Source organism: Desulfoluna sp. CLI2B (assembly GCF_056847375.1).
Genome location: NZ_CP186557.1, coordinates 3,796,252 through 3,821,704, shown reverse-complemented (window position 1 = coordinate 3,821,704; position 25,453 = coordinate 3,796,252). Strand labels below are relative to the sequence as shown.

Here is a 25,453-nt window from a genome sequence, read left to right as displayed (position 1 = left end):
TACCGGCCGGGCATTGCGGGGATTACCGCGGTGCCCGACGGCGCTCATGGCTTTTTTGTCAGGCTTTTTTCCGGATGTACAGGGTCACCTGGATCCTCATCTGGGGACGAATATCGCTGTCCGTATCGATGTCGATGGTGCTGGAATAGCGCCCGCTTTTGCTTGTGACGTTTTTCACGGTGAGTTCATACTCACGGCCGGTCTTTCCCGCCACCTCTTTAACGTCCACGGTGATGAGCTTCGGGTTCACGGGATTGGCAGAGAGGAGCTTGAAGGGATACTCCTTGCTGGGCACGATGCGTACCTTGGCCGTGAGCTCCTGACCCTCTTTGCCGATGAGCCGAACCTGGGACGGGGTGATGGTGACGACTTTTTCCACATGGCCCCTGAAGATCAGGGAGGTGGTCTGTCGTTTGGGGTCGTTGGATTCCACCTGGATGCTGCGCTTGAAGTCCCGTCCGCCGTAGCCCCTGGTATTGCCGATGATTGTGATGATTCCGCTGCCGCCTGGCGCGATTCGCTTCGTAAACGAAGCGGCGGTGCAGCCTCAGCCGGGCCGGACCCGGGTGATGCGGAGCTCTTCGGTACCTTGGTTTTCTACGGTGTACTCGTGCTTTATGCGTTTGCCCTCCGGTGCGGAGCCGAAGTCGAACTGGGCTTCGGGAATATGGAGAACAGGCCCTTCGGCCTGTTCGGCAGCCGAAAGGGGCAGGGCGGTGCAGAGCATGAAAAGCACCAGCGCCACTAATTTTTTGTACATGATGTCACCTCAGTGTCGAACGTTGCTGTCGTCGCGCGGGGACGAAGGGGATGAGCGTGAGGGCTCGGGCAGCACATAACCTTGCGGCTCGTCCATGGAAGCCGGGGTTTTGTCGATACGTTGTGTCGGCTGGTATGTATCGTATCCCCCAAAAGGGCGGAGGATGTGCGGTTATATTTTGCGAGAGCACGGACTCGTTGCGTATCAGGTATCAGCATCGGCGCATAGTGTATGTTTCTCGCCGGGTGTTGTCAAGGTGAAGGGCGGCCTTGGCGTGGTTGCCCAGGGCATGGGGAAAGGTGATTTTGCGAATGGTTCCTTCGGTCGTGTCGAGGAGGGCGAAACTCGGATCGCCGTTGGAACCCATGATCTCCCCGGGGTTCAGGAGGGTGGATCGCCCAAGCTCTTCCCGGTGCCAGGTGTGGGAGTGACCGCAACAGACCAGGTCGAAGTCCCCGGTGGCGGCAAAGGCGCGCCCCACATCGGGCTGGTGGGTAAAAGCAATGCGCAGGCCCCCCAGGGTCACCTTGCCCACGGTCTCGTGGAGGTGGATGTGGTCAAGGTCCCGGTAGGCGGCCCGGGCCAGGGTCAGCACGCTGCCGTCGTTGTTGCCGAGGACCCCGTGCACCGGGATGCCCGCCTTGTCCATGCGCCGGAGCATGAAGGGGGCCACAAAGTCCCCGCAGTGGATGATGGCCTCGGCTTCGGCTTCGGCGATGAGGTCAAGGGCGGTCTTCAGGTGCCAGATATTGTCGTGGCTGTCGCTCATGATGGCGATGCGCATGGTGTGTTCCTTTGATAAAATGTAACTATTCAGCTTATGGTTGCCTCCGGCGGCCCTGCCGGGGGGTAACGTTTGCCTGGTTTTATAAAGGCGGGTTTAACAAACAGGTTTTAAAAAATCTTTTTGAGTGAATTTTTACTTTAAAGGCGGATGTGATTTGACCCGAGGAACGAGGGGCAAAACACATCCGCAACCTGCTTTCAAGGTGGCACACCTTGCCGCCGGAGGCTGTTTTTTTTGAGCTGAATAGTTACCGATAAAATAAGATTATCCCAGTGCATAGGGGTCTACGTCAATGGTGACGGAGACATTGGAAAATCCCCCCTCCTTGCGAAAGGCTTCAAGGGCGTCTGCGGCCATTTTTTTCATGACGGAAGGGGACTCTCCTTTGAGGAGGATCTGCCAGCGGTAGCGGTTCATGGCACGGGTCAGGGGCGCTTCGGCAGGGCCCATGATGGCCACGCCTGTGTCCGGGCGCCGGTCCCAGAGGAGCCCGGAGAGCTTCTGGGCGGCTGCGCGGCTGCGCTGGCTGTTTTTGTCGGCGATGCGAATCAGGATGATCCGGGTAAAGGGCGGGTAGGCCAGGGCGCGGCGAAACCCGGTTTCGTGGGTGTAGAAGGCGTCGGCGTCGTGGTCCACGGCGCAGCCGATGGTAAAGTGGTCCGGCACGTAGGTCTGGAGGATCACCCGGCCGGGCTTGTCGCCCCTGCCCGCGCGCCCGGCCACCTGGGCAAGGAGCTGGAAGGTGCGTTCCCCGGCCCTGAAGTCGGGCAGGTTCAAGGCGGTGTCTGCGCAGATCACGCCCACCAGGGTGATGTCGGGGAAGTCGTGGCCCTTGGCGATCATCTGGGTTCCCACCACGATGTCCACCTGTTTTTCCCGGACCCCTTTGAGGATCTTGAGGAGGGAACCGCGCCGGGCCGTGGTGTCCTGGTCCATCCGTGCCACGGTCTTATGGGGGAAGATGTCTTTGACGGCCTCTTCCACTTTTTCCGTGCCGCTGCCCAGGAGCTTGATCTTGTTGCCGTTGCAGATGCGGCAGTGGGTCTTGGCCGGTTCAAAGTAACCGCAGATGTGGCAGCGAAAGGCGCCCACGCCTTTGTGGAAGGTCATGGAGACGTCGCAGTGGCGGCATTTTAATGGTTCGCCGCAGTGGGCGCAGATGGGCGCGCCGGAAAAGCCCCGGCGATTTAAAAAGAGGAGCACCTGTTCGTCCCGGTCCAGGGTCTGGGTCATGGCCTCCACAAGGCGGGGGGTGAGAAAGGTGTGGATGCCCGGCAGGTCCTTGTATTTCTTTAAGTCCACCACCTCGATCTCGGGCATGGGCTTTTTGTTCACCCGCTTGGTGAGCAGGACCTCTTTGAACTTGCCGGTGGTGGCGTTCCACGCCGACTGGATGGAGGGTGTGGCCGAGCCCAGGAGCACCACGGCCCTTTCCATGCGGGCCCGCACAGCGGCCAGGTCTCGCGCGTTGTACCGAAGGCCGCTCTCCTGTTTGTAGGAGCCGTCGTGTTCCTCGTCCACCACGATGAGGCCGATATCGGTGAGGGGGGCAAAGATGGCTGAGCGGGCCCCGATGACCACGCTGACCCGCTTCTCGGCGATTTTCACCCACTGGTCGTAGCGCTCCCCGTCGGAGAGGCCGCTGTGCAGGACGGCGATGCGGTCCCCGAAGCGGGACTTGAACCTGCGGTCGGTCTGGGCGATGAGGGCGATTTCGGGCACCAGCACCACAGCCGTCTTCCCGGCGGCCAGGGCCTCTTCCACCAGTCGCATGTAAACTTCTGTCTTTCCGCTGCCCGTCACCCCTTTTAAAAGGAAGGTGGCATACCCCTCTTTGAGCTGGGCCGACACCGTGGAAACCACCTCCTGCTGCTCGTCGGTGAGGGGCGGCGGGGTGTCGGGCACGATCTCTTCTCCCAGGGGGGATCTCTCCACCCGGTCCTCGAAGAGGTGGACGAGTCCCATCTCCACCATGGGGCCCAGGGTGCTCTTGGCCGAGGGGAGCTTTCGGTTGAGGTCGGCCCGGGCTGTGGCTCCGTGGACGCGCAGGAAGTCCAGGAGAAGCTGGCGTTTTTCCGTGACCCCTTTTTGGGGGAGGGGGCCGAAGGCCGCCTCGGCCAGGGTCTCCATCTTGGCCCGGGTGCGTGCTGTGCTGAGCTCCCGGGTCACCGTGATCCATCCCTTTTTCTCAAGGGCCTGTATCTGGGCGCGGGGGACGGGCGGGTCTGCGTCGATGAGCTGTTTCAAGGGGACCGGTGAGTTTATCAGCAGGGCAAGGAGCTCTTTGTCCGCCTCCGGGCAGGCCGGGTCGCCTGCAGCGGTTTTTCCGCTGTCCGTGAGGGAGGCCACCTGCCGGTCCACCACATTGAGCCCGCCGGGCAGGGCTGTTTTGATCACATCCCCCATGGGAGCCATGTAGTAGTCGGCGATCCACCGGAACAGGGGAACCATGGCCGGGGTAAACAGGGGGCAGGGGTCCAGGGTGTCCAGAATGGATTTCACGTGAGGTGCAAAGGCCGTGATGTAACCTGTCACCGTGCGCCGGCCAAAGGGCACGAGGACCCGGGAGCCCACGGCCGCGTGGGCACGCAGGTGATCCGGCACGATATAGGTGTAGGGTCCGGACAGGGGCAGGGTTACGGTGACCTGGGCGTAACAGGTGGCGTCGGGCATGGAACTCTCGGTAAGGGTAAATAGGCGGCCCGGCGTTTCTGGCTCACGGGGCGGGCCTTGGGTTGTTGATGTCGCCCCCACTATAATGATGCCCTTAGAAAATGTCACCCCCCAAAGCGAAACAAAACGGATTCGCGGATACTCTACTCGTTGTTCCTTGGGGTATCACATCTGCTGACGGGCTACGCCGTGGACAGCGGTGTGAGGGCTTCAAACATTTTTATGTATCAAAGGGCTTTTCATGGCTAAAATGGCTTTAAGGTCTGTTTGTTTAAGGTTTCAAAGGCTTGTCTCCGACAGTGCCCCGGGGACAAAAACAGGTTGAAATCCCGGGCCGCTTTTTATATACTTCGTTGATTTTGCCGTGAGGTCAGGGCGGGGTTCGGATGAATCTTCTTGAAAGTCCGATGGGTTGTGGTTTTCGGCTGCGAACGTGTAAAGCGTAGCCATGGCCCGGGGGGATATGCGTCCTGCGGCCGCCACGGCAAAACATGGAGGGACCGGATGGCCGACCCGCGGGTCGGTGTTGTCCATAGATCAAGAATTAAGATCACTAAAATAGCGTGGCACGAAAGATCGCGTGGCACGAAAGCACTTGGCTTCAGGAGGATCCATGGCCGTACATATTGCAGAACACCCCCTTATCAAGCACAAGCTGGGCTTGATGCGAGCAAAGAATATTTCCACCAAAGACTTCAGGGATCTCTCCTCTGAGGTGGCCCGTCTTCTTACCTACGAAGCCACCAAGGATCTGGAGACCGAAGAGGTGGAGATCGACGGCTGGGCAGGTCCCGTTACCGTGGAGCGCATGAAGGGCAAGAAGATCACCATCCTCCCCATCCTTCGCGCCGGCCTCGGCATGATGAACGGCGTCATTGACCTGATCCCCTCGGCCAAGGTGAGCGTTGTGGGCCTCTACCGCAACGAAGAGACCCTGGAGCCCGTGGTCTATTATGAAAAGATGGCAGGGGAGATGGACAAGCGTATCGCCCTGATCCTGGATCCCATGCTCGCCACCGGCGGCACCCTCATCGCCACCATCGACATGCTCAAAAAGTCCGGTTGCACCAGCATCCGTGGCCTCTTCCACGTGGCGGCCCCCGAGGGCATCAAGCGGGTGACCGATGCCCATCCGGATGTGGATATCTATGTGGCGGCCGTGGATGAACGGCTCAACGACAAAGGGTACATCCTCCCGGGCCTCGGTGATGCCGGGGACAAGATATTCGGTACCAAATAGTTCTATTGAGGGGCTTCGGCCCCTCTTTTTTTATGCCCTTTTTCGGCGGCCATGGGTCGCTATCGTCAGAGGGCACCATAGATTTTGTTTGTTTTGGGTCCTTTCGGGGGCCTTTTTTATGATCTTTTTTCTATTTATGATGTGTGTGCTGATTCAGGAGGGGAAATGACAAGCAGCAGCAATAGCAGTTACCGGTTTAGCGTGAAGGATTCGTTTTTGGGGGCCCAGATGCTCTTTGTGGCCTTCGGTGCCCTGGTGCTCGTACCGATTCTGACGGGCCTCAACGCCAACGTGGCCCTGTTTACCGCAGGGGTGGGAACCCTGATTTTCCAGGTGGTGACCCGGGGAAAGGTTCCGGTTTTCCTGGCGTCTTCTTTTGCCTTTATCGCCCCCATCTCCATCGGGGTGCAGCAGTGGGGCATCGCCGGCACCATGAGCGGCCTCATCGCCGCCGGTTTGTTTTACGTGGCCCTGAGCTTTCTCATCCGCTGGCAGGGATCGGCCATCATTGAGAAGGTGCTTCCCCCTGTGGTCACCGGCCCGGTGATTATGGTCATCGGTCTGATTCTCTCCCCCGTGGCCGTGAAGATGGCCACCGGTGTGGCCAACCCTGCGGCCATTATTCCCAAGGACGTTGCCCTGACCGTCTCCATGGCGGCCCTTGCCACCACGGTGCTGGTTTCTCTTCTGGGGCGTGGTATGATCAAGCTGATTCCCATCCTGTGCGGGATTGTGGTGGGGTATGTTGTTGCCCTGTTTAACGGTCTGGTGGATTTCAGCCCGGTGAGGGATGCCGCCTGGCTGGCGCTGCCCGACTTTACCTTTCCGGAGTGGAACTCCGCGGCCGTGTTCTTTATCGTTCCCGTGGCCATTGCCCCGGCCATTGAGCACTTCGGGGACATCCTTGCCATCGGCGGCATCACGGGCAAGGACTACCTCAAGGATCCCGGTATCGAAAACACCATGCTCGGCGACGGCCTGGCCACCAGCTTTGCCTCCCTTCTGGGCGGTCCCCCCAACACCACCTACTCCGAGGTAACCGGGGCCGTGGCCCTCACCGGCGCGCAGAACGCCGGGGTCATGACCTGGGCGGCCATCACCTCCATCCTCCTTGCCTTTGTGGGCAAGCTCGGGGCCCTGCTTTCCAGTATCCCCACCCCGGTCATGGGTGGGATCATGCTGCTTCTCTTCGGCGCCATCATGGTGGTGGGTCTCAATACCCTGGTCAAGTCCGGCGAGGATCTCATGGAAGCCCGCAACCTGACCATCGTGGCCCTGATCCTTGTGTTCGGCATCGGCGGCATGAGCGTCTCCGCCGGTCAGTTTACCCTCCAGGGCATCGGCCTTGCCGGGATCCTCGGCGTGGTGCTGAACCTCGTGCTGCCCCGGTGCAGGGTGGACGAAAAGTAATGCCCGGCCCACAGGGGCCTTGTGAGTGAGATGAATAAAAAAGCCCGCCGGTTCGGCGGGCTTTTTTTATTGTGTCGACGTAACGATTCATCGTTCTTCTTGAATGGTGCTTGGGCCCTGGTTGCCGCTTGTCCATGACCTTTGAAAAAAAACGTGAAAAATCGACCGAAACGGAGCACCGCACTCCGGTGCGGCATTTTAGTCTGTCTTCTCACCCGAGCGAGGCCGGAATACGTAGGCTGAGGGGACAAGGGTGTTCGGCGGGGGGGCAGGCCCATGGTCCAAACGATGATCAAGGTCGACGTTTGTTTGAAAGGCGGATGTGATTTGACCCGAGAAATTCATCTACGCCCGTGTCTATGTGGGGTCATCCGATCAATGGCAATGGCTCCGGCGCGACAAGCGATCAGTTTTCGCCTGCGGCTACGTTGTGACATGGGGCAAAGCGTATCCCGTACCTTCGAAGGGTGAGAGCCTGTACGCCTAAACCACCGGCTTTTGTAGCGGGCGAAGCCCGAGCCGAAGGCCCTTGCGCTTTTGCCCGAGGAACGAGGGACAAAGCGCAAGGGCAATATGCTTTCGAGGTGGCTCACCTCGCCGCCGGAGGCATGCTTTTTGAGCCGATCGATTGTAACCTGGGAATGCAGCTTTTAAGGCTTGAATCGTTACGCGTCGAATCACCACCTTGCAAAGTGGTCCTCGCAGAATCCTGGCGCATCGGTGACGGTTACGGGGGATCCGCCGGGTGGTGTGACGGTGCCGGTGAAGCGGCCGCAGAGCTGGGTGAAGAGGCTGCCCATGACAAGGGCGTTGACCTTCTCCTCGCGGTGGCCCTCCGGGGTGAAGGCCAGGTCGATGATGCCGTCCATGGAGGTAATGCGCCAGGGGGCGGTGGTGTTGTCTTGTTTGTAGTCGAAGTGAACGGGGCCAATGTGGGTCGGGGTTCCATCAACCCAGACCATGTTTTCGGTAAAGCCGGTCTCGTTGACTCCGGCCGCCAGGTTTATACCGAAGTTCCTGCCGTCGGCCAGCACAGCCGCCGACGAGGCCCAGTTCCAGAAGGTGTTGCGCCGCATGTAGCCTGCGGACCAGTCGGTGAGGGCCAGGACCCGGGGGGAGGCGATCTCCGTCTTGGTGCCGTCCACCGTGAGGGTGCCACTCACCTCGACGGGGGACCGTTTGTCGGTGTAGGTCCAGCCCCTGTACCCGGTGCGGGAGACCACCCGCAGGGGCGCCGGGTGCGGGGCGGTGAAGGCCGCCTTGAGCGAAAGCCTGTCGGTGCGGCATTCCACCCCGTCTTCGGAAATAGTGAGGTCAAGGGCCGGGGTCTTGATGCGGCTTAAGGGGGCGTCGGGGGTAGCGCGGATGCTGGCCCTGAAGGGGGTGAGGACCGAGGTCTCCGTGAGTACGCCCGTGGCGCGGTCAAGGTGGTAGGCGAAGCCGTTTTTAATGAGTCCCAAATCCACCACTGCCACACCGGCCATGAAGGTGTCGGACATGAACCCTACAAAATTGAAGCGATTGAACTTGAAGCGTTTATATAGAAAGCTGCGTCGCCTGCCAAAGGCCGACCTGAGGTCAAAGTCCAGGAAGTTGAGTTTTCCCACCGGTCTGTGGTGGTAACCGTAGGGCAGTGTTCCGTCTTCCCTGATCAACGTGTCCATCTCTCCTCCCTAAGTTGTCTGGTTAAGGCTGTTTTTGGCTCTGCTATTTATATTGTGTGCGTTCTATTTTTGTCCTGTCTTACCCCTGGCTGCGTAGGATTTCCATAGGGGGGCTGTAATGAAATACCCCAATTTTACAATACCTGGGCCGGTTTGTTGGCATTGGTTGTCTTTGGGGGTGTTCTTTTTTCGGTGTACAACCTGGTGCTCTGCTCGGAAAAAATCAATTGTATACTAAAAAAATGTCGATACAATTTAAGAACTCTGTTTCTTACAGTGATTGATGGATCATACATGAAACGACGGTATTGTAAAATACGAGTTTTAACAAGGTATTAATCCGGCGCATGGAATTGTGATTCTAATTTTAGAGTGTAAATGCCGTTTGCAGTTGACAAGTGGTTTTCACGGTCTCTACTATCTCTCCAATCGTGCAAAAAAAGTTAGTTTCCTGTTCTGGTGGATTGACTCGCGGTTGCTTGTGGTGAACTTAGTTAGCTCCTGACAACCGGTGACAATATAGGTAACAACAAACTTTTTGGGAGAGAAGTATGAAGGTGGAAAAAATGGTGAAAAAAGGATTGGTGGTCCTTGCAGCGGTGGTGCTGAGTACGTCGTCGGCCTATGCAGCCAACGTCGAAACCATGGGGATCGGCGCCATGAACACGGCCCAGGCGGGTGCCGTGTCGGCCTACTGCGACAACGTGTTTGCGGCTTATTACAACCCGGCGGGGCTTTCGCTCATTGAAAAGCCCACCATATCGGCGGGTGCCATGTACTACAACGCCAAGATTGAGGTGTCTGACTGGAATGTGGTATCGCAGGGGTCCAACCCTACTTTGGATGGCGCGCCATCGGATTATGACTCCGATACCATGCACATCGTCAGCCCGTCCCTGGGCTTTGGCGTATCGCCGGGCGACAGTCTGATAGTCTTACTCTTGGTGTGGCTGCGTATACCCCTTACGGTCTTCATGTTACTTGGGATAAGGATCCTGCAAAATCTCCGTCCAGTGCCTACGCCTGGGAATCTTACTACGGGCGTGTGGCTGTATCCCCTACCTTGTCATACAAGGTGTCGGATAAATTTTCAGTAGGCGTTGGGGTGAGTCTTGGGCGCTCGATTTCGGAAGCTGGAAAGACAATGGAATACAGCGATGATTTCAATGCAACAGCTATCTATAAAAAGAACGCTGCAGGTGGGATGACACCTGACCAAGCGAAAGCACAGGCAGGCCTGAATGCCTTTAATTTCACCGGCGATGCTGAGAAGGCTCAAGAGCTGGTAATGTCTGCTACGCTTCTTGATGGCGCTCAACTGAAGATGGAGACCACCGATGATTTTAACTACTCTTTCAACGTTGGGCTTATGTACCGTCCCATTGAGCAGCTCTCCATGGGCCTGACTTATCGAGGTCGTTCCGATGGTGATTTCGAAGGGGATGTGATGATATCTGGCGCCATGGGGGGGACACAGAACCTCGATGGTACCGTCACGATGGAGTATGACCATCCTGAGCAGGTGCAGGCAGGTGTTCGCTGGATGCCCAGTAATAAGTTTTCGGTTGAGGCCGACGTCACCTGGACCAGGTGGAGTATCAACGAGAATCAGGATGAGCATGCCGTTATCAACGTACCCGACGCTTATGTTGGTCTGGTAGGGGCATCGACTATTGAGACGACCTTTAAGCATGAGCGTGACTGGGAAGATACCACCGCATACAAGCTGGGGATTTCTTACCAGGCCACTGAGGCGTTCGTCTTTCGTGCCGGTTACACCTACGACCCCTCACCCGTTCCCGATGAGACCTTTGAGTTTGGCTGGCCTGACACGGATCGTAACGTCTATACCCTTGGTATGGGATGGCGGATCAATGAACGATGGAATATTGATGCTGTTGTCCAACACGTGATTTCGACGTCGAAGCGTTCCACAACAGGTGGAAGTACCGAGCTTAATAAAAATTACACTGCAGCCTATGGTGCCCCTGCTCAAGTGTACTGCGAAAACGAAGGCATCCTCTGGGGCGCAGGCATGACCCTGACCTACACCTTCTAAGGCGCGTTTGATCGTTCCCCATTGCTTTGGGGTAAAAAAGGCCGCTCCCGTCCGGGGGCGGCCTTTTTGCGTCCATGGGCCCGGAGTTGAAAAGACCGGGCCGTTCTGATAAAAACCACGGGTTGTTCGTAAAAACCGGCGCAACGCCGGTTTTTTGTGTGTATGAATCATGGGGAGCGGAAAGTAGGACGTATGCAGGACAGTAGTGTGTCGATTTTGATTTCGTTTGTCCTCTACCTGATATTCATGGTGGGGATCGGTTGGGTGTATTACGGCAGGACAAAGACCCTCTCGGATTATATCCTGGGGGGCAGGGGCCTCAACAGCTGGGTGGGGGCCATGAGCGCCCAGGCCTCGGACATGAGCGGCTGGCTCCTTCTGGGCCTGCCGGGGTATGCTTACGTGGCGGGGCTCGAATCCTTCTGGATTGCCTTTGGCCTTGCCATGGGGACCTGGCTGAACTGGAAGTTCGTGGCCGAGCGGCTGCGGAACTACACGGAGATGTCCGGTGACTCAATTACCCTGCCCGACTATTTTGAGAACCGGTTCCGGGACACCTCGCACCTGCTGCGGATCATTTCAGCCATCTTTATCCTGATCTTTTTCCTGATCTATACAGCCTCGGGCTTTGTGGCCGGGGCCAAGCTCTTCAGCACCGTCTTCGGGCTCAGCTATAACTCGGCCCTTCTCATCGGGGTGGCGGTGATCATCTCCTACACCTTCCTGGGCGGGTTCATGGCGGTGAGCTGGACCGATTTTTTCCAGGGCATGATCATGATCGTGGCCATCATCGTGGTGCCCACCCTGGGCATCATCAAGGCCGGAGGGCTTGCCACCACCCTGGACGGGATCCGTTCCATCAACCCCGCCTTTTTAAGCATCTTCACGGACACCAAGGGGGCGCCCCTGGCCGTGATGTCCGTTATCTCCCTTGCCGCATGGGGCCTGGGCTATTTTGGTCAGCCCCATATCCTGGCCCGGTTCATGGCCATCCGCACCACCGCCGAGATCCGCAAGGCCAAGACCATTGCCATGCTCTGGGTGGTGGCCAGCCTCTCCTTTGCCGTGGTGGTGGGCCTTGTGGGCCTGGTCTGCCTGGACGTTCCCCTGGCCGCCGGGGATCAGGAGAAAATCTTCATGGTGATGGTGGATCAGCTGGTGCCCACGGTCCTTGCCGGGGTGTTCCTTGCCGCGATCCTGGCAGCCATTATGAGTACCGCCGACTCCCAGCTCCTGGTGACCTCATCGGCCCTGACCGAGGATTTTTACAAGGTGCTGTTCCGAAAAGAGGCCTCGGACGCCGAGCTTGTGTGGGTGAGCCGATGTGCTGTCATGCTGGTGGCGGTGTTTGCCTGGATGTTTGCCCGAAATCCCGACAGCTCCGTGCTGGGCCTTGTCTCCTATGCCTGGGCCGGATTCGGTGCCACCTTCGGCCCCATCATTCTTCTTTCGCTTTACTGGAAGCGCATGACCCGCAACGGGGCGCTGGCCGGTATCGTGGCGGGCGGGGTGACCGTGATCGTCTGGAAGCAGCTTACGGGGGGATTTCTGGGGTTGTTTGATCTTTATGAGATCGTGCCGGGTTTTCTGGTCTCCATTGTTGTGATCGTTGCGGTGAGCCTCATGGACAGGGAGCCCGCCCATGAGATCCAGGCGGAGTTCGATGCGGTGAACAACACCATCTAAAGGTCTCCGCAAGGGACTTTCAGTGTAAAAAAGCCGTGACCGATCATGTGTTTATGACCGGTCACGGCTTTTGTGTTTGTGAAGGATGGGTTGTAACTATTCAGCTCAAACAAGCCTCCGGCGGCCCTGTAACAACTTTAAAAAGTTTGACAAACAGGTCTTAAGCAAGCCTTTCCAGGCTCCGCCGAAGTAATTTCCATATTTTTCACATTAGAAAAGTTTTTTGCGGAGCTTTTTTTCAAAAAAGCGACCCGCCGGAGGCAAGCTGAATAGTTACGATGGGTTTTTATTTAAAGGCCGAGGCCAGGGTGTCTGCCAGCAGGCCCTTACGGGCCAGTTCCACGAGGCTTGTGCCTTTTACGGGGACGGGGGTGGCCGTCTTCACTGGCGAAAGGGCCTCTGCGTCGCTGTCCATGGCAAGGACGCGGAGCTCTTCGGCCCCTTGAAGGGCAGTGGCAAGGGCGCCTTGGGGGAGGTCCCCCGAGGCCACCACGGTCCATTGGTTGCTCAGTTCCTGATGGAGCAGAAGGGCGTCGAGTTCCCTGCGCACCAGCACGGTGCGGCGGGTGGTGCCGGAAAGGACCAGGGGAACGGCGTCGCTGCCTTCGACGGTATGGTACTCCCCGTCGTGGCCGTGGCCCATGCGGTAGATGACGACGCGTTTGAGCTCCTTGTCCCGGATCACAGGGATGGTGAGCCCTTCGGGGAGAAGGATCTTGTCCACGCCTTGGGTGCCCCAGGAGTCTGCGGGCCTTCTCGTGTTCCTCACCTGCCAGCCGATGAAGGCCTTCTTCGGGTTTTGATGGGACCGCCAATAGAAGGGGCAGCGATCGGGTCGCCTTGTGCCTGCCCCAAGGCGTCTGCTTTGCGGAGACGGCGAAGCAGCTTGGCTCCGCGCCCAGGGGTGTGGATGAATTTTTCGTGGTGTCCATGGGTGCGGCTGCTCCATGCAGATGCCACGTACCGCTGGTGGCCACAGGGAGAGTCCCTTGTTTCATGGGCTCTTGTCACAAGTGGTTTCGTTGGACCCGCAGGAAGGGGTGGCCCGTCCGTGACCAGGGTGGAGCGCGTGGCCGGGTCGTGGGTGGGATGACCAGGGCGATCTCCATCTGATCCCAGCTGAGTAGTGGGCAAGGGCCATGGACTACTAGTGGACATGGCTGGCTGAGCCTGGTAGGAGTTTCGTGTCGTCCGGGAAGGTGAGCAGGAAGGTGACGGAGCGGTAGAAGCTCTCCATGTCTCCGGAAAAGCAGGTCCCCACCGTGCCGTTGAAGAGGGTGTCTCCTGTGATGAGGCGTCCCTTGATCTCAAAGGTGAGGCAGTCGTCCATGTGGCCCGGGGTGTAATGGACGAAAAGGGGTTCCCCGTCGATCTCCAGCCGCCCCTGCCTGCGAAGGGTGGGAATGTCCAGGTGGGTGGCCTTAGAGCGCAGGATCAGCGGGGTGTTGCCCACGGTGTGGTCCGGATGGGTGTGGGTGTTGATGACGTGGGTGAGGTCAAGACCCCGGGCGTCGACAAAGGCCAGGATCTCGTCCACGGCTCCGGGATCAATGGCCACGGCGGACGTGGGGCCGCTGACCACATAGGAAAAATTGTCGGCGCTGTAGCGGAACTGGGTGAGGGTGAGCATGATGTCCTCCCAGAGGGTTAAACGGGTTTCACGGGCAGGGCCTCCACCGAGAGTGTGAGCTCGCCGTTGTCCGTGCGGAGGTCCCAGGATTTGATGCCCTTCATCATGGCGGGGTACCTGGACTGTTTGGCGGTGATGAGATCCAGAACAACGCGGACAAAGACCTCCTTTTGTTCTGCGGGGAGCTGTGCGGGGAGGCGCTCTTCCACCTGGGACCTGTACCCTTCTTTCTCCCGGCTTTCAAAGAGGGAGAGGTTCCAGCCGGTGACGGCCAGGGAGATGAGGTGGTGCTTCATGGCCTCGTCGTCGCAGGCGGCACACAGGGGCGCAGCAAGGGTGAGGACCGCGTCGGCCACGTCTTTGTGGGTGCAGGCGGCAAAGTTTTTCACGGTAAGGGTGCTCATGGAAAGTCCTCCGGTTGAAAGTCAACATGACGACGCTTCGTTGCCTTGGCGGGTGCGTCGGTTTTGATCCGCTTGATTCCCGGCGGTGATGCCCCTAAACCTAAGCTGATTCCATGAAAAGTCAAGGCAAGGCAGGTCTCCTTCCGATTCGGCTCGGGGGCATGTGCGATGGGTCGGAGGGCGTGATTTGGGGTGTTATCATTGATTTTTTGTGCTGTGGGGCCGCGTGGGATTTACGGGCTTCCCTGAAACCTCACAGGCCCTGCAACGGCCGAAAGCACGGTGATTTTCGTGCACTGCCCCGTCCGGAATGCACCTTGATCTTTGCCATGGGCTGTTTTACTATTGCGCACCTGCCGCAGCTGGGGGGCCACGGGCCGTCAGGGGCGCGGAGACCATAACGGACAGCCGGGGCGCCGGCCGTTCATCTAAGAAAATACCACCACAAAAAAACAGGACAACACACTATGGGGATGAATATTGTGGATCGCATTGACGACCGGGTGAAGGTCGATCATGTGCTGATCAGCGTGTCGGATAAAACGGGACTGGACACCCTGGTTCCCGCCCTGGTGCGGGTCAACCCGTCCATTCGTATTTTTTCAACGGGCGGTACCTTCGGGGCCATCGAAAAGATCCTGGGCGATGCCGCGGCAAAGCATCTGGTGCAGGTGTCGGACTACACGGGCCAGCCCGAGACCCAGGGCGGACTCGTCAAAACCCTTGATTTCAAAATCTATCTCGGAATCCTGACGGAAACATACAACGATTCTCATCAGGAAGACTTAAAGAGAACCGCCGCAGTTCCGATAGATATGGTAGTTGTGAACCTTTATCCCTTTGAGGCCACCGTGGCCAAAGAAGGGGTTACCGTGGAGGAGGCCCGCAGCAACATCGACATCGGCGGTCCCACCATGGTCAGGGCCTCTGCCAAGAACTACCTTCGGGTGGCCTCGGTGGTGAATCCTTCGGATTACGGGGCCGTTGTGGCGGCCCTGGAGGCCAATGACGGGGCAACAGACCTGTCCTTAAGGTACGAGCTGGCGACCAAGGCTTTTGAGCATACCGCCACCTACGACCGGCACATTGCCGATTATCTCGCAGCACAGGCCCCGCAGAGCGTGTCGGGGTGTTACAGCGCATCCTAAACACCCTATCCGGACCCGACAGGACCCGCGGCGGCTTTTCAGACAAGCTGCAGGGCGGCCTTTCGGGGGGAGAAAAGCACATGGCAGACGATCTGAAAAAGATGTACCGAACCATCATGGACGACCACTTTGCACCGGCCATGGAGATATCCTTTGTGGACGGCGACAACCGCCAGACCCTCTTTTACGAGAAAGTGGCCTGGACCATCGACCAGGTCAAAAAAGGGCTGCGCTACGGTGAAAACCCGGGTCAGGAAGCGGCGCTGTACCGCCTGGCCAACGGCAATCTGGTGGTGGGGGAGACCCAGACCATCGCGCCGGGGCGTTACCTTGCCTCGGACATTGAGCTCCTTCAGTCCGGGAAGCATCCCGGCAAGACCAACCTCACCGATGCCGACAACGCCCTGAACATCCTGCGTTACTTCACCGATACCCCCACGGCGGTCATCGTGAAGCACAACAACCCCTGCGGCGCGGCCCGGGCCGCTTCCCTGGAAGAGGCCTACGCCAAGGCCTACATGGCCGACCGCATCGCGGCCTTCGGGGGGTGCATCGCCCTGAACCGCAGCGTGGACAAGGCCACGGCCGAGGCCATCAGCAACCAGTACGCCGAAGTGGTTGTGGCCCCCGATTTTGAAGAGGGGAGCCTGGAGATCCTGTCCGCGCGCAAGAACCTCCGGGTGATCCGCATCGGCAATATGGACCGCCTCCAGAGCTATGTGGGAGAGCGCGTTGTGGACTTTAAAAGCCTCATGGACGGGGGGATCATCACCCAGCTCTCCTACGTGCCCGAGGCCAGGACGCGCAAGGACCTCAAGCTTGCCCAGTGCGAGTACAAGGGGACCCTGTACACCATCGACCGGGAGCCCACAGACGCCGAGTACGAAGACATGCTCTTCGGCTGGCTGGTGGAGTCCGGCATTACCTCCAACTCCGTGATCTACGTCAAGGACCAGGTGACCGTGGGCATCGGCACCGGTGAGCAGGATCGCGTGGGGGTTGCCGAGATCGCCGTGGACAAGGCGTACAAAAAGCTTGCCGACCGTTACGCCTTCGAGACCTATGGCGTGGGGTACGTTGACCTTACAGACGCCGACAAGAAAGCGGAGATCGATGCCAGGGTCAAGGCTGAGAACGGCGGCATCAAGGGCGCCACCATGGTGAGCGATGCCTTCTTCCCCTTCCGCGACGGTGCCGACGTGGGTCTCCGCGAGGGGGCCAGCGCCATCGTCCACTCCGGGGGATCCATGAACGACTACCAGTCCATTGAGGCGTGCAACGAATACGGCGCCACCATGGTCTACACCGGCCAGCGGAGCTTCAAGCACTGATTCCGACTGGTCTTGAACCGATGCGCCCTTGCAGACCGCAAGGGGCATCAACAACGTATGTTCCGGTGGGGTGACGCACCGGAGATGACCGGCGGCACGCCTCCAATGCCAGTTGGAGGCGTGTTTCAGGCCCTTTTGGGAAACAGTGGTTTACAAAAGGGGACCTGGTAACCCATCTGGTGTTTTAAGCGGTGTGTGTATGACGGACAAGCCTGTGTTGAAGATTGGTCACCTGCGGATTACCGATCACCTGATTCTGGGTGTCACGGATCTCAAGTTGAAAAAGGGGATGGAGACCTTCAAGCATTGCTCCCTCCAGCCGGTGTTGAAAAACGGGTGGAACGAGGTGGCCGACGACCTGGCCACCGGGGCCCTTGACGGTGCCTTTATCCTTGCCCCCACGGCCATGGACATTTACAAGTCCGGGGTGGGCATCAAGCTGATCCTGTTTACCCACAAATCGGGCAGCATCCTGGTGAAGAGCCGCCGTGCGGGAATCCAGCGCATCGAAGACTTTGCCGGAAAGGTGGTCCTGATCCCCTACCAGCTTTCGGTGCACAACATGCTGTTTCATCGTCTCCTCAAGGAGAAGGGGCTCAACCCCGGCACCACCCGGGACAAAAAAGCCGACGTCTTCCTGGAGGTGGTGGCGCCTTTTCAGATGCCCGATGCCATCGATCTGGATGAAGACGGGGAGATCGCCGGGTTCATCGTGGCCGAGCCCATCGGCACCAAGGTGATCAACAGCGGCAACGGGGAAGCCATTCACCTCTCATGCGATCTCTGGCCCAAGCACCCCTGCTGCGTGCTGGTGATGCGCGACGAAGTGATCGAAAAGAACCCGGACGCCGTCCATGAGCTGACTCGCAGTCTGGTGCGCTCCGGCATGGCCGTGGAGGCCCAGCCCAAGCCCGCCTCCATCATCGGTGCCGATTTCCTGGGACAGAACAGCGATTTGATTTACAAGGTCCTCACCGAGCCCAAGGAGCGTATCTCCACGGACGAGCTTTTCCCGGTCATCGACGACCTGGCGAAAATTCAGGATTACATGAAAGATGAGATGGGGATTCTGACGGACAAGATCGATCTGGATAAGTTCGTGGACACCCGGTTTGCCCTTGATGCAGAAGGTCAGACCGGACCTTTTTCGCCCCCGCAACCCGTGGTCATGGGTTATGCGGGGCCGGCCTTTTCGATGATGCGGAAGATGCCTTCGATGGTACGGGTTCCCCAGGAGCCTTTTCCGCTGAAGGTGGGCCGCTCCTCTTTGTTGAGCCGCTCAGCCACCTGGGCGGCGGACAACCTTTCCCGGCGTTTCATGCCGATGATTTCCTTTAAGATAAAATCTTTGTAGGCCTCGGGGTCCGAGGGCAGTGGGGCGTTTTCCTCGGCTGCCGCAGGGGCTGTGCGGGCTGCCTGCCGGGGTTGGCTTGGTGCAGGTTCAGTCTGTTGGGGCGGCGTGTCCACCAGGTCCCAGAGGTTGTCCATCTCCTCGTGGGGGACGCTTGTGGGGGCAGGAGACGCCGATGGTTCATGGGCCGGGGGCTCGTCCGATGTCCAGAGGTCGTCCAGGCCCGTGTCGCTCATGGGCTTTTTGGCGGGTTCCGATGACGGCTTTTCGTCCACCAGGTCCCAGAGATTGTCCATCTCCCCGTCGGTATTTCCGGCGGGCGCTTCGTCCACCAGAGCCCAGAGATCGTCGGGTTTCTCCTCGGCGGGGACATCCACCAGGCTCCAGAGGTCGTCCGGCTTTTGGTCTTCGGGGGTCTCCACCAGATCCCAGAGGTTGTCCATCTCCATGACAGGGGATGGCTTTGGCGGCTCGTCGTTTACGAGGCCCCAGAGGTCGTCCGTGTCTTCACCGTAAGACGGCTCTTCGGAAAGGGTGTCGGTGTTATCCGGGGAGGGAGGTGGTGTTGCCTGCGCCGGGCTCTCGGGGGGGATCCCAGGGGCCTCGGGGGCGGGGGAACTTTCTGCCGGGGGCTCCGGGGCCGGCGGTTCGGGCGAAGGCTGAGGGGCCTGGCCTGCCATGGCGGCCAGGGGGATACCCGATGTCTGCAGGGTGTTGAGGATGGCCGCCAGACTGCGCGTTTTCTCCTCTTCCACGGCGATGCGGCGTTCCATGGCCGAGGCTTTGCGCTCTTCGGCTTCGGCCAGACGGCGCTGCTGGATGACCAGCCTTGCGAGAAGTGCCGGCGTGGGGTTGTCGTCGTCTAATAGGGCGAGGATGTCGTCATCGTCGTCGTGTCGAAACGCGCTGCGGGAGAAGAGGGGACCCTTTCCTGCGGCCCTGTTTCTTAAGGCCAGGCGGATCTCCTCACGGGTGAGGCCCGACTCGGTGCATTCGGAAATGTAGGTAAAAAGGTGGATGTCGTCGCGGCTGAGGGTGTCGTCTCCCGCGTCCCCGGTTGCGGAGAGGAACTCGCTGTAGATGTGTTTCCACAGGAGAAGGGTGGAAACCCCTGTTCCGAGCTCCTTTGCAGCCTCTTCCACACTGTATCGCTTCTCGTCGGCCATGCCTTCTCCGTGGGGTGGCAACTGATGGATTTGCTGATGTCAGGAGATGATCAATCACCCGCCCTAATAGTATCGGCAATTGTATCGGCGCATTTTAGTGTATTTTGTCCCAAGGTGTCAATCGACGGCCCGCTTCTCCGCCCAATGGGTGATCACCAGGTTGAAACCGAAGGCCAGGTCCAGGGCGTCGGCCTCTTCAAGGCTGAACCAGGCGATCTTCTGGCCCTCGGTGAGGTCCACGGTCTCCGGGTCGAAGTCGGCCCTGGCGGTGAAGACATATTCCAGGCGGTCCGGGAAGTCGTAGACCCCGAAGGGGCGGATGGTTTCGGGGCAGAACCCCAGCTCTTCCATGAGCTCCCGGCGGATGCAGGCCTCCGGGGTTTCCCCCGCCTCCACATGGCCCCCGGGAAGGTCCCACATATTGGGACAGGGAAGGTGAGGCAGGTCGTCCCTGAGCATGAGCAGTACCTTGTCCCCGGGGTTGATGAGCAGGATACAGGTTCCCTCTGGTTTCATGTGAATTCCCAATGATAAATAGGTGAAAACAATTGTTTAATAATTGACAATTTTTTTTGATACAGCCTATATTTATAAGGTTTATCGGGATATTACAAGACGGAAAAAAAGGGTCAATCTTCACCGTGGTTGAGACGATAAGGGTGGTAGTGGCAACCAAGTGGACCTCTACCGTGAACGGATTGATAACCGGGCCGGGCAGTGCGACGGCGCGGCCGGTTCTGCTCGCCAGGAAGGAGCGCGTATGGGCATCTACCCGAAAAAAGACTGTGAAATCACCTTGTGCCTTTCCAACAACAGCCAGCTTGACGGGCTGGTGAATATTGTGGGTCGGGACATCCGGACCTTTCTTTTGGACAACGAGTCCGACATCGTGATGTACGAAGCCGTCAACGGGGAGGACGAGAGCCGTCGCCCCATGATCGTTCCCAAGAAACACATCCTCTGGGTGGAGGTGAGAAACGGGGACCTTTCCGAGAGAAAGGTGGCCATCTACCGGAAGATGAAGATGAAGATGACCAACGGCCAGGTGGTGAGCGGAGAGATCGACATCACCGGGTACGACCGCGTCTCCGACTATTTTCTGAAGAATACGGACATGTTCACCGAGGTGTCCAACGTGGCGGTGGACGGAGAGACCGTCCGTTCCATTGTGTTTGTTTCCACCACCCAGTATCTCTGGGTTATTCCCGACGAAGACGCGTAAAGGGACCCGGAGGTTTTTCATGGCAGAATTGGATAAGGTGTTTCAGGCCGGTGTCAACCTGCGGGCCTCGGACGTGCACGTGGTGCCGGGAGAGCCCATCATCCTGCGCAAAAAAGGGGGGCTGGTGAAGACCCGTACCCCCAGGCTCACCCCGGATCAGACACGGCGGCTCATCACCGAGCTCCTCTCCGAGGAGGAAAAGGACCGCCTGGCACGGGAAAACCAGCTTGATTTTTCATACGAGATCAAGGGCCTCGGCCGCTTCAGGGGAAGCGCCATGGCCCACAACCGGGGACTGAGTGCGGCGTTCCGCGTCATTCCTCCATCCATCCCCTCCCTTTCCGACACCGGGCTTCCCGAGGTGGTGGCAAAGGTCCTGGACCAGCACCAGGGGCTGATCCTGGTCACCGGGGCCACGGGCATGGGCAAGACCACCACCTTGGCCGCCATGGTGGATTTCATCAACGGGCGCAGGGCCCATCACATCCTCACCGTGGAAGATCCTATTGAGTTTGTCCACCCCAAGAAAAAGGGGGTGGTGAACCAGAGGCAGGTGGGCCGCGACACCCACTCCTACCTCAACGCCCTGAAAGGGGCCTTGAGGGAGGACCCGGACGTCATTGTCATCGGTGAGCTTCGGGATCTGGAGACCATGTCCCTTGCCATCAGCGCCGCCGAGACCGGGCACCTTGTCATCGGGACCCTCTCCACCACCAACGCCCCCAAAACCGTGGATCGCATCATCGACTCCTATCCCCCCGGGGAGCAGTCCCAGATCCGGGCCACCCTGGCCGAGACCCTTAAAGCTGTGGTGACCCAGAAGCTCATCGCTTCGGACACGGAAGACCGCATGCTCATGGCCTCTGAGATCCTTATCGTAAACCTGCCGGTGGCGGGCCTGATCCGGGACTCCAAGGTGTTCCAGATTCCCAACCTCATGCAGACGGGCAAGGGCCTGGGCATGAAGCTGATGGATGAGTCGGTGACCGAGCTTCTGGACCAGGGCCTCATCAGTGTTGAGACGGCCCTGACCCATGTGGAGTCCGAAACCCTGCAGCGAAGGCTCAAGGCCGGGGCGGCAACGTGATGAAAGGAGTGACCATGGAACGGATACGGACGGCCGGAGCCGTCGGCAGGAGGGGTTGTGGCGGTTATTGATACCTATTTTACGGAGCTGATGGAAAAAGGGGCCAGCGACCTTCACATGGTGGTGGGGCGCCCGCCCTTGCTTCGATTGAAAGGGGAGCTGGTGGAAACCGGCCACCCGGTCCTGGACCGTGAGCGGATGACCGAGGTGCTCTTTGAGATCCTTCCCGGAGACAAGCAGAAGGAGTTCGAGGCCAACCTGGATTTGGACATGGCCTATGAGCTGGACGGTGTGGGCCGGTTCCGGTGCAACTTTTTCTATCATCACAACGGGCCCGGCGCGGTGTTCCGGATGATCCCCACCGAGATCCTCACCCTGGAAGACCTCGGCCTGCCCGAGGTGCTCAAGACCATCGCGGATTTTCCCAAGGGCCTGGTCCTGGTGACGGGCCCCACGGGCAGCGGCAAATCCACCACCCTTGCCGCCATGATCGACTACATCAACAAGAACAGGGAAGCCCACATTATCACCATTGAGGACCCCCTGGAGTTCGTGCACCAGAATCGCCGGTGCATCTTTACCCAGCGGGAGATCGGCTCCCACGCGTCAAGTTTTGCCGATGCCCTGAAGGTGGCGGGTCGCGAGGACCCGGACATCATCCTGGTGGGGGAGATGCGTGACCGGGAGACCATCAGCCTGGCCCTGACCTGCGCCGAACTGGGGATCCTGGTGTTCGGTACCCTTCACACCAACAGCGCCTCCAAGACCGTGGACCGCGTGATCAACGCCTTTCCCGCGGACCAGCAGGAGCAGGTGCGCACCATGTTCTCCGAGTCCCTGAGGGCCGTCATCGCCCAGCAGCTCCTCAAAACCGCCGACGGCTCGGGCCGTTGTGCGGCCAACGAGATCCTTCTGGGCTCCACAGCCCTTGCCAGCGTCATCCGAAGCGGCAAGATCGCCCAGATCAACTCCATGATCCAGACAGGCACCTCCCAGGGCATGCAGTCCATGGACCAGCACCTCATGGAGCTGGTGAAGGCCAAGAAGATCACCGGGGCTGCCGCCTACGAAAAGGCCATGGATAAATCTCTTTTCGAGGCCCTGAAACACGCGTAAGTCGCATACAACGGCGGTATCCTTAACAGTCTCTGTAATATATCAAACCATCAACGTTTATGTCGGGCGAAGCCCGAGCCAACGCCTCCGTCGGCCCCAGGAACGAGGGACAAAGCGCAAGGGCTATATGCGTTTGGGAAAGGCTATTCGCCCCGACGGGGAAGGTCGAGGTGGTCCACCACCTTGCCAGTGGCCAGGTCCACTAGTTCGAGGCGGGTGCCCGTGAGCCGGGCAAAGCCCTGGTGGCCGCCCCGGGGGCGGGCCGGAGAGCCGGGGTTGAGGAACACCTTGCCCATGAGGGTGTCCAGGCGGGAGACGTGGGTGTGGCCCTGGACCACGATATCGTAGTCGGTGAGATCCGGCAGGTGGCGATGGCCGTGGGCCAGGAGCAGGGTGGTCCCTTCCCAGGAGAAGGCGGTGGTCAGGTCTCCCGAGAGGGTATCCGGGTGGTCGCAGTTGCCGCAGACATACCAGGTGGGGCCGGCAAGGGCCTTGAACTCTTTCAGGATGGTGTTCGGGTCGTAGTCCGGGTGGCTTTTTCCGTAGACCGTGTCAAAGAGGTCCCCTGCCACGGCCAGGCCGTCGCCGGGGTTAAGCTGGGCCGAGATACGGCGCCAGGTGGGCAGGTGGCCGTGGATGTCGGCCGTGATGATCAGCTGCTGGGGCATGGTGGGTCCTGTTCTTGGAGTCAGAGAATTGCAAAAAAAAATGGGCATCCGGTTTACAATGGATACAGCCGTGACAGAAGGGCCGGAATGGCCGATTCCACCCTCAGGATGCGCTCACCCATGGAGACGGCCTGGAACCCTGCTTCCTTCAGTTTTTCCATTTCATAGGGGATAAATCCCCCTTCCGGTCCCACGGCCAGGGTGACGGGGCCTGTTGCCCGCACGGGGCAGGGCACGGCATCGTAGGGGTGGGCAGCCAGCTTTTCCGTGCCGTGGGCCATGGCCGGCAGCTCGTCTTCCACAAAGGGCTTGAACCGTTTTTTCAGAAGGATCTCCGGCAGCCGGGTGTCCTTTGCCTGCTCCAGGCCGAGGAGACGCTGGGCGAGGAGGTTCTCCTCGGCGAGGCGGGGGCTCTGCCAGAAACTCTTTTCCACGCGGACGGCGTTGAGCAGGACCAGGCGTTTCACCCCCATGCTGTGGAAACCACTGATCACCGGCTGAATACGTCGGGCCGCGGCAGGGCCAGGATCAGGGTGAGGGGAAGGGGCGGCGGTGGCGGCGCGTCCAGGGCAACGGCCAGTTCCATGGCGTCTTTGGTCAGGGAGAGGACCGTACCGGTACCCAGGCTGCCGTTGAGGCGCCCCACGGTGAGGGTATCCCCCACTTCGGCCCGGTGGACCTCCCTGACATGGCGGAGGCGTCGTCCAGTGAGTCGTGCCGTGTCCGATTTATGGGGAAAATCGTCATCAAAAAGAAGGATCAGGTTCATCCGTTTCATTCCATCGGGTCTGTGCCACCCTCTTCGAGTGTCCAAAGGGGCGTGTCATGTTTTTTTCTATGTAGCACCGATGATGAGAGCTTGTCGAGGTACCGTGGCCCGGCGGGAACGGTCCCGCGGCCGGAAGCGGGGCCTGCGCCGTCCGGTTTTTTCCTTCAAAGGTCCCGGAGAAGAGCCCGTGGCGGGCAGCGGGGAATGGTGTCGACGCCTTGATTTCAATGGGGGTTGTGCAAGGGCACGTGGGGTGCGGGGAGGGCCCCATGGTTGTGTGGCGACGTTTTCGGAGGCGGCAATGAGCCTTGACACCCCCTGATTGCGTGTTACTTTAGACCATTGTGCAGATGTTCTGTGCGGGTGCGAAATCATTCGGGGGCCTTTGGGATCCCCGTCCTAAGAAAATCAATGGTCCGCTTTGATGCGGCGCTGTGAAGACGAACAAAAGAGGCATAGAGGTTATTATGACTTGTTTTCAAGCGGTGGGTGCCATCGGATTTGCGCTGGGCGGTCCGGTGGGTGCGGTTGCCGGGGCGGTGTTCGGACACGCCTTTGACAAAGACGGCAGTGAACTCAACCGGGACGAACGTCGGGAGCTTTCGGGGAACGAAGAGGCCCAGATGACTTTTTTTGTGGCGGCGTTCTCCATGCTGGCCAAGCTCTCCAAGGCCGACGGTCGCGTGAGCCGGGATGAGATCGAGTCCATCGACCAGTTCATGACCCAGGATCTCCACCTGAATCGCGAGAGCCGCAACATCGCCATCGATATCTTCAGGGAAGCCGTGAACTCCCCTGAGCCCTTTGAGGGGTTTGCCCGCCAGTTTTACGCCACGTTCCGGAACCAGCCCCGCCTCCTTGAGGTGATGCTGGACGGTGAGGCGACTTGCCGTACTTCCATGCCCACGGCCAGTTCAGCCCCCAGGAAGAGGAGCTGATTCTGTCGGCGGTGCACCTTTTCAATTATCCTTCCGAAGGTTATCTAAAACTCAAGGCCCGCTACGTGGACCAGAGTGATACCTACCATTCCGTGCTTGGGTGCGACCGGGGAGATTCCGCAATCAACTCCGCGAAAAAGCAGTACCGGAAGCTGGTCAACGAGTATCACCCGGATAAAATTGCCGCCAAGGGGCTTCCCGATGAATTTACGCACTTTGCAGAAGAGAAGTTCCGCGAGATTCAGGAGGCCTGGGAGCATGTGAAGAAAGAGCGGGGCATGGCCTGAGGCTCGGCGCACCCCCCAAAGCGCCGGATGATCGGTTTCAAGACAGCCCAGCACGTC

The 25,453-nt window shown here is 59.2% G+C and carries 23 protein-coding genes and 1 pseudogene; 13 read left to right on the top strand and 11 right to left on the bottom strand.

The features are described from left to right. Positions 1-58: 58 nt before the first annotated feature. From ACOYW2_RS17960 to priA, 3 genes are all read right to left on the bottom strand, one after another. Entirely contained in the window at positions 59-760 is a 702-nt protein-coding gene (locus tag ACOYW2_RS17960; RefSeq protein WP_482767422.1) for an OS_HP2 family (seleno)protein, read from the bottom strand. 211 nt (positions 761-971) lie between these two features. Further along, on the bottom strand, positions 972-1,544 hold the full coding sequence (locus tag ACOYW2_RS17955; protein ID WP_482767421.1) for a YfcE family phosphodiesterase: 573 nt from the start codon (positions 1,542-1,544) through the stop codon (positions 972-974). A 267-nt stretch (positions 1,545-1,811) separates the two neighbouring features. After that, on the bottom strand, positions 1,812-4,220 hold the full coding sequence (gene priA, locus ACOYW2_RS17950; RefSeq protein WP_482767420.1) for a replication restart helicase PriA: 2,409 nt from the start codon (positions 4,218-4,220) through the stop codon (positions 1,812-1,814). A 613-nt stretch (positions 4,221-4,833) separates the two neighbouring features. Here priA and upp point away from each other — a divergent pair. Both upp and ACOYW2_RS17940 read left to right on the top strand, forming a co-directional pair. Next, positions 4,834-5,460 (top strand): uracil phosphoribosyltransferase, encoded by a 627-nt coding sequence (gene upp, locus ACOYW2_RS17945; protein WP_180140408.1) that lies wholly within the window; start codon positions 4,834-4,836, stop codon positions 5,458-5,460. A gap of 165 nt (positions 5,461-5,625) precedes the next feature. Beyond that, positions 5,626-6,870, top strand: coding sequence for a uracil-xanthine permease family protein (locus ACOYW2_RS17940; RefSeq protein WP_482767419.1), 1,245 nt, complete (start codon positions 5,626-5,628; stop codon positions 6,868-6,870). Between the two features lie 677 nt (positions 6,871-7,547). Here the strand turns inward: ACOYW2_RS17940 and ACOYW2_RS17935 are convergent. Beyond that, a complete protein-coding gene (locus ACOYW2_RS17935; RefSeq protein ID WP_482767418.1) occupies positions 7,548-8,534 on the bottom strand; it encodes a DUF2804 domain-containing protein in 987 nt (328 codons plus the stop codon). A 551-nt stretch (positions 8,535-9,085) separates the two neighbouring features. Here ACOYW2_RS17935 and ACOYW2_RS17930 point away from each other — a divergent pair. The 3 genes and pseudogenes from ACOYW2_RS17930 to putP all read left to right on the top strand — a co-directional run. Next, positions 9,086-9,370 (top strand): annotated as a pseudogene (locus tag ACOYW2_RS17930) (outer membrane protein transport protein); the annotation flags it as partial. A 110-nt stretch (positions 9,371-9,480) separates the two neighbouring features. Continuing rightward, positions 9,481-10,593: an OmpP1/FadL family transporter gene (locus ACOYW2_RS17925; protein ID WP_482767417.1), complete on the top strand. Its 1,113-nt coding sequence runs from the start codon at positions 9,481-9,483 to the stop codon at positions 10,591-10,593. Positions 10,594-10,800: 207 nt separating this feature from the next. Further along, the gene (gene putP / locus ACOYW2_RS17920) at positions 10,801-12,279 is read left to right on the top strand and encodes a sodium/proline symporter PutP (RefSeq protein ID WP_482417428.1); all 1,479 of its coding nucleotides are present in this window, start codon (positions 10,801-10,803) and stop codon (positions 12,277-12,279) included. A 286-nt stretch (positions 12,280-12,565) separates the two neighbouring features. On the opposite strand, the gene ACOYW2_RS17915 is transcribed toward putP, so the two are convergent. The 3 genes from ACOYW2_RS17915 to ACOYW2_RS17905 form a co-directional block, all read right to left on the bottom strand. Then, positions 12,566-13,003, bottom strand: a complete 438-nt coding sequence (locus tag ACOYW2_RS17915) for a hypothetical protein (RefSeq protein ID WP_482767416.1) — start codon at positions 13,001-13,003, stop codon at positions 12,566-12,568. 423 nt (positions 13,004-13,426) lie between these two features. Then, positions 13,427-13,909, bottom strand: coding sequence for an MBL fold metallo-hydrolase (locus ACOYW2_RS17910; protein ID WP_482767415.1), 483 nt, complete (start codon positions 13,907-13,909; stop codon positions 13,427-13,429). A gap of 17 nt (positions 13,910-13,926) precedes the next feature. Continuing rightward, positions 13,927-14,313 carry a hypothetical protein gene (locus ACOYW2_RS17905; RefSeq protein WP_482767414.1) on the bottom strand — a complete coding sequence of 129 codons (387 nt, stop codon included), beginning with the start codon at positions 14,311-14,313 and terminating at the stop codon, positions 13,927-13,929. 467 nt (positions 14,314-14,780) lie between these two features. Between ACOYW2_RS17905 and ACOYW2_RS17900 the strand changes: the two genes are divergently transcribed. From ACOYW2_RS17900 to ACOYW2_RS17890, 3 genes are all read left to right on the top strand, one after another. Continuing rightward, a complete protein-coding gene (locus ACOYW2_RS17900) occupies positions 14,781-15,461 on the top strand; it encodes a hypothetical protein (protein WP_482767413.1) in 681 nt (226 codons plus the stop codon). Positions 15,462-15,541: 80 nt separating this feature from the next. After that, positions 15,542-16,792 carry an IMP cyclohydrolase gene (locus ACOYW2_RS17895; protein ID WP_482419348.1) on the top strand — a complete coding sequence of 417 codons (1,251 nt, stop codon included), beginning with the start codon at positions 15,542-15,544 and terminating at the stop codon, positions 16,790-16,792. A gap of 199 nt (positions 16,793-16,991) precedes the next feature. Continuing rightward, positions 16,992-18,146: an ABC transporter substrate-binding protein gene (locus ACOYW2_RS17890; protein WP_482767412.1), complete on the top strand. Its 1,155-nt coding sequence runs from the start codon at positions 16,992-16,994 to the stop codon at positions 18,144-18,146. A 1,280-nt stretch (positions 18,147-19,426) separates the two neighbouring features. Here ACOYW2_RS17890 and ACOYW2_RS17885 read toward each other — a convergent pair. After that, positions 19,427-19,825, bottom strand: coding sequence for an NUDIX hydrolase (locus tag ACOYW2_RS17885; protein WP_482767411.1), 399 nt, complete (start codon positions 19,823-19,825; stop codon positions 19,427-19,429). A 244-nt stretch (positions 19,826-20,069) separates the two neighbouring features. Between ACOYW2_RS17885 and ACOYW2_RS17880 the strand changes: the two genes are divergently transcribed. The 3 genes from ACOYW2_RS17880 to ACOYW2_RS17870 are packed head-to-tail and all read left to right on the top strand — an operon-like array spanning position 20,070 to position 22,734. Beyond that, positions 20,070-20,531 (top strand): hypothetical protein, encoded by a 462-nt coding sequence (locus tag ACOYW2_RS17880; protein ID WP_482417420.1) that lies wholly within the window; start codon positions 20,070-20,072, stop codon positions 20,529-20,531. Positions 20,532-20,550: 19 nt separating this feature from the next. Next, positions 20,551-21,618: a type IV pilus twitching motility protein PilT gene (locus ACOYW2_RS17875; RefSeq protein WP_482419345.1), complete on the top strand. Its 1,068-nt coding sequence runs from the start codon at positions 20,551-20,553 to the stop codon at positions 21,616-21,618. A gap of 57 nt (positions 21,619-21,675) precedes the next feature. Then, positions 21,676-22,734 carry a type IV pilus twitching motility protein PilT gene (locus ACOYW2_RS17870; RefSeq protein ID WP_482767410.1) on the top strand — a complete coding sequence of 353 codons (1,059 nt, stop codon included), beginning with the start codon at positions 21,676-21,678 and terminating at the stop codon, positions 22,732-22,734. Positions 22,735-22,877: 143 nt separating this feature from the next. Here ACOYW2_RS17870 and ACOYW2_RS17865 read toward each other — a convergent pair whose 3' ends face one another. The 3 genes from ACOYW2_RS17865 to ACOYW2_RS17855 are packed head-to-tail and all read right to left on the bottom strand — an operon-like array spanning position 22,878 to position 24,171. After that, positions 22,878-23,402 carry a YfcE family phosphodiesterase gene (locus ACOYW2_RS17865; protein WP_482767409.1) on the bottom strand — a complete coding sequence of 175 codons (525 nt, stop codon included), beginning with the start codon at positions 23,400-23,402 and terminating at the stop codon, positions 22,878-22,880. Positions 23,403-23,455: 53 nt separating this feature from the next. Beyond that, positions 23,456-23,875, bottom strand: coding sequence for an RsmE family RNA methyltransferase (locus ACOYW2_RS17860; protein ID WP_482767407.1), 420 nt, complete (start codon positions 23,873-23,875; stop codon positions 23,456-23,458). A 17-nt stretch (positions 23,876-23,892) separates the two neighbouring features. After that, entirely contained in the window at positions 23,893-24,171 is a 279-nt protein-coding gene (locus tag ACOYW2_RS17855) for a hypothetical protein (protein ID WP_482419340.1), read from the bottom strand. A gap of 467 nt (positions 24,172-24,638) precedes the next feature. On the opposite strand from ACOYW2_RS17855, the gene ACOYW2_RS17850 reads away from it, so the two are divergent. Then, positions 24,639-25,109, top strand: coding sequence for a TerB family tellurite resistance protein (locus ACOYW2_RS17850; protein ID WP_482419339.1), 471 nt, complete (start codon positions 24,639-24,641; stop codon positions 25,107-25,109). After that, the gene (locus tag ACOYW2_RS17845) at positions 25,058-25,396 is read left to right on the top strand and encodes a DnaJ domain-containing protein (RefSeq protein ID WP_482767406.1); all 339 of its coding nucleotides are present in this window, start codon (positions 25,058-25,060) and stop codon (positions 25,394-25,396) included. The genes ACOYW2_RS17850 and ACOYW2_RS17845 overlap by 52 nt, the downstream gene beginning before the upstream one ends. The last annotated feature ends 57 nt before the right edge of the window (positions 25,397-25,453 follow it).

Coding starts and splice junctions, on each gene's coding strand:
- ACOYW2_RS17935 (WP_482767418.1), bottom strand. CDS start 8,534: ATGGACACGTTGATCAGGGAAGACGGAACACTGCCCTACGGTTACCAC.
- ACOYW2_RS17955 (WP_482767421.1), bottom strand. CDS start 1,544: ATGCGCATCGCCATCATGAGCGACAGCCACGACAATATCTGGCACCTG.
- upp (WP_180140408.1), top strand. CDS start 4,834: ATGGCCGTACATATTGCAGAACACCCCCTTATCAAGCACAAGCTGGGC.
- ACOYW2_RS17905 (WP_482767414.1), bottom strand. CDS start 14,313: ATGAGCACCCTTACCGTGAAAAACTTTGCCGCCTGCACCCACAAAGAC.
- ACOYW2_RS17895 (WP_482419348.1), top strand. CDS start 15,542: ATGGCAGACGATCTGAAAAAGATGTACCGAACCATCATGGACGACCAC.
- ACOYW2_RS17885 (WP_482767411.1), bottom strand. CDS start 19,825: ATGAAACCAGAGGGAACCTGTATCCTGCTCATCAACCCCGGGGACAAG.
- ACOYW2_RS17880 (WP_482417420.1), top strand. CDS start 20,070: ATGGGCATCTACCCGAAAAAAGACTGTGAAATCACCTTGTGCCTTTCC.
- ACOYW2_RS17900 (WP_482767413.1), top strand. CDS start 14,781: ATGGGGATGAATATTGTGGATCGCATTGACGACCGGGTGAAGGTCGAT.
- priA (WP_482767420.1), bottom strand. CDS start 4,220: ATGCCCGACGCCACCTGTTACGCCCAGGTCACCGTAACCCTGCCCCTG.
- ACOYW2_RS17865 (WP_482767409.1), bottom strand. CDS start 23,402: ATGCCCCAGCAGCTGATCATCACGGCCGACATCCACGGCCACCTGCCC.
- ACOYW2_RS17910 (WP_482767415.1), bottom strand. CDS start 13,909: ATGCTCACCCTCACCCAGTTCCGCTACAGCGCCGACAATTTTTCCTAT.
- ACOYW2_RS17855 (WP_482419340.1), bottom strand. CDS start 24,171: ATGAACCTGATCCTTCTTTTTGATGACGATTTTCCCCATAAATCGGAC.
- ACOYW2_RS17940 (WP_482767419.1), top strand. CDS start 5,626: ATGACAAGCAGCAGCAATAGCAGTTACCGGTTTAGCGTGAAGGATTCG.
- ACOYW2_RS17850 (WP_482419339.1), top strand. CDS start 24,639: ATGACTTGTTTTCAAGCGGTGGGTGCCATCGGATTTGCGCTGGGCGGT.
- ACOYW2_RS17890 (WP_482767412.1), top strand. CDS start 16,992: ATGACGGACAAGCCTGTGTTGAAGATTGGTCACCTGCGGATTACCGAT.
- ACOYW2_RS17875 (WP_482419345.1), top strand. CDS start 20,551: ATGGCAGAATTGGATAAGGTGTTTCAGGCCGGTGTCAACCTGCGGGCC.
- ACOYW2_RS17860 (WP_482767407.1), bottom strand. CDS start 23,875: ATGGGGGTGAAACGCCTGGTCCTGCTCAACGCCGTCCGCGTGGAAAAG.